Genomic DNA, 6,205 nt, shown 5'->3' on the forward strand with positions numbered 1-6,205 from the left:
ATTCAATCGCATAGAACTTGATAGGCGGCGCCTATTGTCAAGCACCCTTCGGCGAAAGTGGGCATAAGTTTTAAAAATAAAAGCATGTTTCCGAAATGGAAAACTGACGGATTATAGCGGATAAGAGGCCGTCTGAAAAGGGATTTTATACCTTTCTGTCCTGTTTTCCATCCGTCTGTACCGCCTTTTGGCGGGCCGCTTCAAACTCCGCCTGTTCCTGCCGTTTCATCCGGCGGTTGCGGCGACGGATGGTCACGACGAAGACCGTGAACACAGTGGGCAACACTGCCCAAAAAACCAAATAAATCAACGCGCGCGCAATACTCGGCTGCGCGGCGGAAAACATCACGGCGACAAAAAGATAGCCGATGGCGACAATATGCCACATTGTGTGCGTCCTGTTTGAATGTTAACAAAATCGTTATAATCGCAACATTCTACCGCAATCCCGAAAGGCCGTCTGAAAATGAGGAATCCCGACAAATCGACATTACGCAAACAGTTCCGCCGCGCACGCGCCCAAATGAGCGCAGACGAGCGAAACGCCTCCACCGAAACCATCAGCCGCCTGCTCAAACCCTACATCAAAAAAGGACGGAAAATTGGCGTGTATTGGCCGATAGGCAAGGAATTGCGACTGGATGGCTTTGTCCGTGCCGCACAAAAACGCGGCGCAAAACTCTACCTACCCTATATCGAACCGAACACGCGGCGGATGTGGTTTACCCCCTACCCTGCCGACGGCACCAAACAAGAACGCAAACGCGGCCGCGCCAAATTGAGCGTTCCCCAATTTACCGGCAAAAAAATCCGCGTCCACCAACTCAGCCTGCTGCTGGTTCCCATCGTCGGCATCGACAAACGCGGCTACCGCCTCGGACAAGCCGGCGGCTATTACGACGCCACCCTCTCCGCCATGAAATACCGCCTACAAACCCAAACCCTGGGCGTAGGCTTTGGCTGCCAACTGACCGACACACTGCCGACCGAACCCCACGACCTGCCGCTGGACGGGTTTGTATCGGAGTCGGGCGTGCTGATGTTCAAACATCATTAATCAATAGCTTTCAGACGACCTCAGAGATGCCGTCCGTTAAGACACTATAAATGGTCGTCTGAAAACTCAAACCATCAAATACAAAAGAAGAAACCCCCATGACTGATTTTTCATCCACTCCCGTTTTATCCTTCGACCGCGTCCGTCTCGAACCTTTAACAACGGCACACGAAGCCGGTTTGCGCGAAGCAGTTTGCGACGGTGAAGTCTGGAAGCTCAATGTAACCACCGCGCCCGAACCCGAGCAAGTGGCGGACTATATCCGCACTGCTATGCAAACCCGTCTCGCCTTTGCCGTCATCGACGAAGACACGGGAAAAATTGTCGGCTCGACTTCGCTTTACCACATCGACCCCGCCATCCCACGCCTCTACATCGGTTTCACATGGTATGCCCTGTCGGCACAGCGCACGCACATCAATACCGCCTGCAAAATCATGTTGCTCGACTACGTTTTCGACACTTTAAACTGCCGCTGCGCCTGCTGGCAGACCGACAACCTCAACACCGCCTCCCAACGCGCCATCGAACGCTTGGGCGCACACCAAGACGGCATCTTGCGCTGCCACAAGCTGCGGAAAGACGGTAGCGTGCGCGATACGGTCGAATACAGCCTGCTGCGTGAGGAATGGCCGCAGGCAAGGGCAAAACTGCTCAAAAAAGCGGCAGCTTATGACGCATCCTGAAAAAACGTTTTCTTCTTCATTTTTTCATCAAAACACGCCCATCTTGCTGACAATCCGAACTCTTTAAAAAATTAATGAAATAAGGTGCAACACCGTCAATCCCCTGATAAATAAAGGCCGTCTGAAAGTTTCAGACGGCCTTTATTCGGATTAACCCTTACTTCGCATCTTTAAATCCGCGTTTCAAATGCACCATCAACAATGCGACGGCGGCAGGGGTTACGCCGGAAATGCGGCTGGCTTGGCCGACGGTTTCGGGTTTGTGCTGGTTGAGCTTTTGTTGCACTTCTGCCGACAAACCTTTGACTTTGCTGTAATCGATATCCTCGGGCAGCTTTAAGGTTTCGATGTCGCGGCGGCTGTCGATTTCTTCGTTTTGGCGGTCGATATAGCCTTGGTATTTGACTTGGATTTCGACTTGTTCGACCACGCTGTCGGCAAGTGCGGTTTCAGGTTGTGCGTCGGGCAGGGTCATCAGCGCGGCGTAGTCGAGGTTCGGGCGGCGCAGGAGGTCGTGCAGGTTGGCTTCGCGGCTGAGTTTTTGTCCGAACACGCGGATTTGTTCGTCTTCGGCGAGTTTTTGCGGCGTGTACCATGTTGTTTTCAAACGTTGGATTTCGCGCTCGATGGCTTCGCGTTTTTCGTTGAACATACGCCATTGCGCTTCACCCACCAAGCCGATTTTGTGGCCGTCTTCGGTCAGGCGCATGTCGGCGTTGTCTTCCCTGAGTTGCAGGCGGTATTCGGCGCGGCTGGTGAACATGCGGTAGGGTTCGTTCACGCCTTTGGTGATGAGGTCGTCCACCAATACGCCGAGATAGGCTTGTTCGCGGCGCAGCAGGAGCGGGTCTTGTTCGCGGACGTATTGCACGGCGTTCGCGCCTGCGAGCAGGCCTTGTGCGGCGGCTTCTTCGTAGCCGGTGGTGCCGTTGATTTGTCCGGCGAAGAAGAGGCCTTGGATGGTTTTGGTTTCGAGGCTGGCTTTGAGGTTGCGCGGGTCGAAGTAGTCGTATTCGATGGCGTAGCCGGGACGCAGGATATGGGCGTTTTCCAGGCCTTTCATGCTGCGCACGAGCGCGATTTGGATGTCGAACGGCAGGCTGGTGGAGATACCGTTGGGGTAGTATTCGTTGGTGGTCAGGCCTTCGGGTTCGAGGAAAATCTGGTGGCTGTCTTTGTCGGCGAAGCGGTTGATTTTGTCTTCGATAGACGGGCAGTAGCGCGGGCCGACGCCTTCGATTTTGCCGGTGAACATGGGGCTGCGGTCGAAGCCGCTGCGGATAATGTCGTGGGTTTGCAGGTTGGTATGCGTAATCCAGCAGGACACTTGGCGCGGGTGCATATCGGCGTTGCCGCGCACGGAAAAGACGGGAACGGGTGTGTCGCCGGGCTGTTCGGTGAGCTGGGAGAAATCAATCGTGCGGCCGTCGATGCGCGGCGGCGTGCCGGTTTTCAGACGGCCTTGTGGCAGGTTCAATTCGCGTAAACGGCCGCCCAAGGATTTGGCGGCGGGGTCGCCGGCGCGGCCGCCTTCGTAATTTTCCAAACCGATATGGATTTTGCCGGACAAAAACGTGCCGGCGGTCAACACGACGGCGCGTGCTTTAAACTCCACGCCCATCGCGGTAACCACGCCACTGATGCGTTCTCCGTCGAGTGTGACGTCTTCGACGGCTTGTTGGAAAAGGTCGAGGTTTTCTTGGTTTTCCAACATTTCGCGGATGGCGGCTTTATATAGGATACGGTCGGCCTGCGCGCGCGTGGCTCGCACTGCCGCGCCTTTGCTGGCATTCAAGCGGCGGAACTGGATGCCGGATTTGTCGGTGGCCAGCGCCATTGCGCCGCCCAATGCGTCGAGTTCGCGCACGAGGTGGCCTTTGCCGATACCGCCGATGGAGGGGTTGCACGACATTTGTCCGAGCGTTTCGATGTTGTGTGTGAGCAAAAGCGTCTGCGCGCCCATGCGTGCGGCGGCAAGCGCGGCTTCGGTACCGGCATGGCCGCCACCGACGACAATCACGTCGTAGGTTTTGGGGTAAATCATGTAAGTCATTTTTATGTGTTCTGTAAAGGTTTCAGACGGCCTTTTGTTGATCAGGCCGTCTGAAAAGTGGAATCAAATCTTAAAACCAAGCTTAAAAGGTATAGCCTGTTTCCAATTCGTCATCGCCGACCAATTCGACCAGCAACGCATACAGCGGCGCCAAATCGTTGTAACGGCGGGATACGCGGCGCAAGTAGTTCAGGAAGCGCGGAATTTCAGGACGGTATTTGTCTTTGCCGTCGCGGTAGTACAGGCGGGCAAAAATACCGGCCACTTTCAAATGGCGTTGTACACCCATCCATTCAAACCAGCGGTAGAACTCGTCAAACTCGGCAGGCACAGGCAGCTGGGCGGCGCGTGCTTTTTCCCAGTAACGGATAACCAAGTCCAATACAAATTCTTCTTCCCATTCGATAAATGCATCGCGCAACAGCGACACCAAATCATAGGAAATCGGGCCGTAAAGCGCGTCTTGGAAGTCCAACACGCCCGGACGGCCTTTCGCCAACATTAAGTTGCGGACAATAAAGTCGCGATGAACATACACTTTGGGCTGCGCCAACAGGGGCGGCAACAGCGTATCAACAGTTTGCTGCCACAACTGGCGTTGTTTGAAGGTCAGCTCACGGCCCAATTCTTTAGCCACAAACCATTCGGGGAACAAGTTAATCTCGCGCAGCATGACTTCGCGGTCGTATTCCGGCAGTTTGCCGGGCTGGCTGGCCTTTTGCAGTTCGATCAGTTCGTCAATGGCTTCGAGCAGCAGGGCTTTATGGGCGGTTTCGCTGTTTTCCTGATTCATGGCGGTCAGGAATGTGGTATTGCCCAAATCGTTCAATACCATAAAGCCCAACGCTTCATCCACATGAAGCACTTGCGGTACATTGACCATGTTAAACAGTTTTTGCACTTTCAAATACGGCGCAACACTCATCTTCTCAGGAGGCGCGTCCATACAGATAACGGTCTGGCCGTCTGAAAACGTCGCGCGGAAATAGCGGCGGAAGTCGGCATCGGCTGCCGCAAAGCTCAATTCGAACGGCTGGTTCGGGTAAACAGACTCCAGCCAGTTTTGTAATTCGGTTTGTCGTTGCATAGCGGTATCGCAGAATTTCAGGTTACAATAACCGCTATTCTAACTGGCAAACCGATTTAAGGGGCGATTTTGGCTCGTTTATTTTCACTCAAACCCTTGGTACTCGCCTTAATTATGGGCTTTGGCGCAACAGCCGTGCGCGCGGAAGATGCTTCTGTTCCGCAGGCGGAAGACTATACCCCTGCCCACACCTCCGCATCCAAACCGGCAAAAACCAGCCAAAGCGAAGCCGATCCGCTTTCTTTGGGCAGCACTTGCCTGTTTTGCGACCACGAAGATGCCAAGCTGGCCGAAACCGCCGAAATCAAACGCAGCGGCGAGCCTGCCCTGCCTGCCGATTACACCCGCGTCAACGCCGATAAAATAGAAGGTCAGACCCAAGTCGGCGTCCGTGCCGAAGGCGACGTCATTGTCGAGCGCAATGCCGACGTTCTCAACGCCGATTGGGCGCAATACGACCAAGCCACCGATACCGTTACCGCCGGCGACCGCTTTACCCTATATCAAAACGGTTCGACCGTATCCGGCGACCAATTGGTTTACAACCTCAAAGACCAAACCGGTTCCGGCACTGCCGTGCGCCTCAATACCGAACAAGGCGGCCGCCGCCTTCAAAGTGTCAGCGAAAAAGCCGAACTCAAAGGCAAAGGCCTCTACAAACTCATCAATACCAAATTCAACACCTGTTCGCCCGGCGATGCCAGCTGGTATATCCAAGCGCAAAGCATTGAGGCCGATGAATCGACTGGTATCGGCGTGGCCAAACACGCTTCGCTCGTATTCGGCGGCGTATCCGTCCTCTACACGCCTTGGGCGGACTTCCCCATCAATGGCAACCGCAAAAGCGGCCTGCTCGTTCCGACCATTGCCACAGGTTCAGACGGCCTTGAGCTGAGCCTGCCCTACTACTTCAACCTTGCGCCGAATTTGGATGCCACCATCCGTCCGGGCATCATCAGCAAACGCGGCGTGCAACTGGGCGGCCAAGTCCGTTATCTGCAACCGAATTACAGCGGCGAAGTCGATGGCGACTGGATGCCGAACGACCAAAAAAGCGTCCACAACAACCGCTATCAGTTCAAATGGAAACACCAGCAGCAGCTGAACAGCAAAATCAGCGGCGGCATCAACTACAACCAAGTTTCTGACGACGATTACTACCGCGACTTCTACGGCCGCGAAGACATCGCGCGCAACGTCAACCTCGACCGTCAGGCATGGCTCAATTACAGCGAAAAACTGTTGGGCGGCAGCTTCGACGGCTCGTTGCGCGTACAAAAATATCAAACGCTGGCCAACCAAGACGGTTATAAAGACGAGCC

6 protein-coding genes are annotated in these 6,205 nt (G+C 54.7%); 3 read left to right on the forward strand and 3 right to left on the reverse strand.

The annotated features are described in order from the left end of the window. Positions 1-145: 145 nt before the first annotated feature. The gene (locus ACTHSP_RS16745) at positions 146-388 is read right to left on the reverse strand and encodes a hypothetical protein (protein WP_049352691.1); all 243 of its coding nucleotides are present in this window, start codon (positions 386-388) and stop codon (positions 146-148) included. Between the two features lie 78 nt (positions 389-466). On the opposite strand from ACTHSP_RS16745, the gene ACTHSP_RS16750 reads away from it, so the two are divergent. Further along, a complete protein-coding gene (locus ACTHSP_RS16750) occupies positions 467-1,057 on the forward strand; it encodes a 5-formyltetrahydrofolate cyclo-ligase (RefSeq protein ID WP_049352688.1) in 591 nt (196 codons plus the stop codon). A 98-nt stretch (positions 1,058-1,155) separates the two neighbouring features. After that, a complete protein-coding gene (locus tag ACTHSP_RS16755) occupies positions 1,156-1,743 on the forward strand; it encodes a GNAT family N-acetyltransferase (protein ID WP_049352686.1) in 588 nt (195 codons plus the stop codon). Positions 1,744-1,900: 157 nt separating this feature from the next. On the opposite strand, the gene mnmG is transcribed toward ACTHSP_RS16755, so the two are convergent. Beyond that, positions 1,901-3,796: a tRNA uridine-5-carboxymethylaminomethyl(34) synthesis enzyme MnmG gene (gene mnmG, locus ACTHSP_RS16760; RefSeq protein WP_440346494.1), complete on the reverse strand. Its 1,896-nt coding sequence runs from the start codon at positions 3,794-3,796 to the stop codon at positions 1,901-1,903. A gap of 82 nt (positions 3,797-3,878) precedes the next feature. Further along, positions 3,879-4,883 (reverse strand): N-acetylmuramate/N-acetylglucosamine kinase AmgK, encoded by a 1,005-nt coding sequence (gene amgK, locus ACTHSP_RS16765; RefSeq protein WP_004520257.1) that lies wholly within the window; start codon positions 4,881-4,883, stop codon positions 3,879-3,881. Between the two features lie 69 nt (positions 4,884-4,952). Between amgK and ACTHSP_RS16770 the strand changes: the two genes are divergently transcribed. Continuing rightward, positions 4,953-6,205 (forward strand): LPS-assembly protein LptD (locus ACTHSP_RS16770; protein ID WP_440346495.1); only part of this gene is annotated, 1,253 nt, incomplete at its 3' end.

This window comes from Neisseria sp. P0001.S005 (assembly GCF_051963715.1).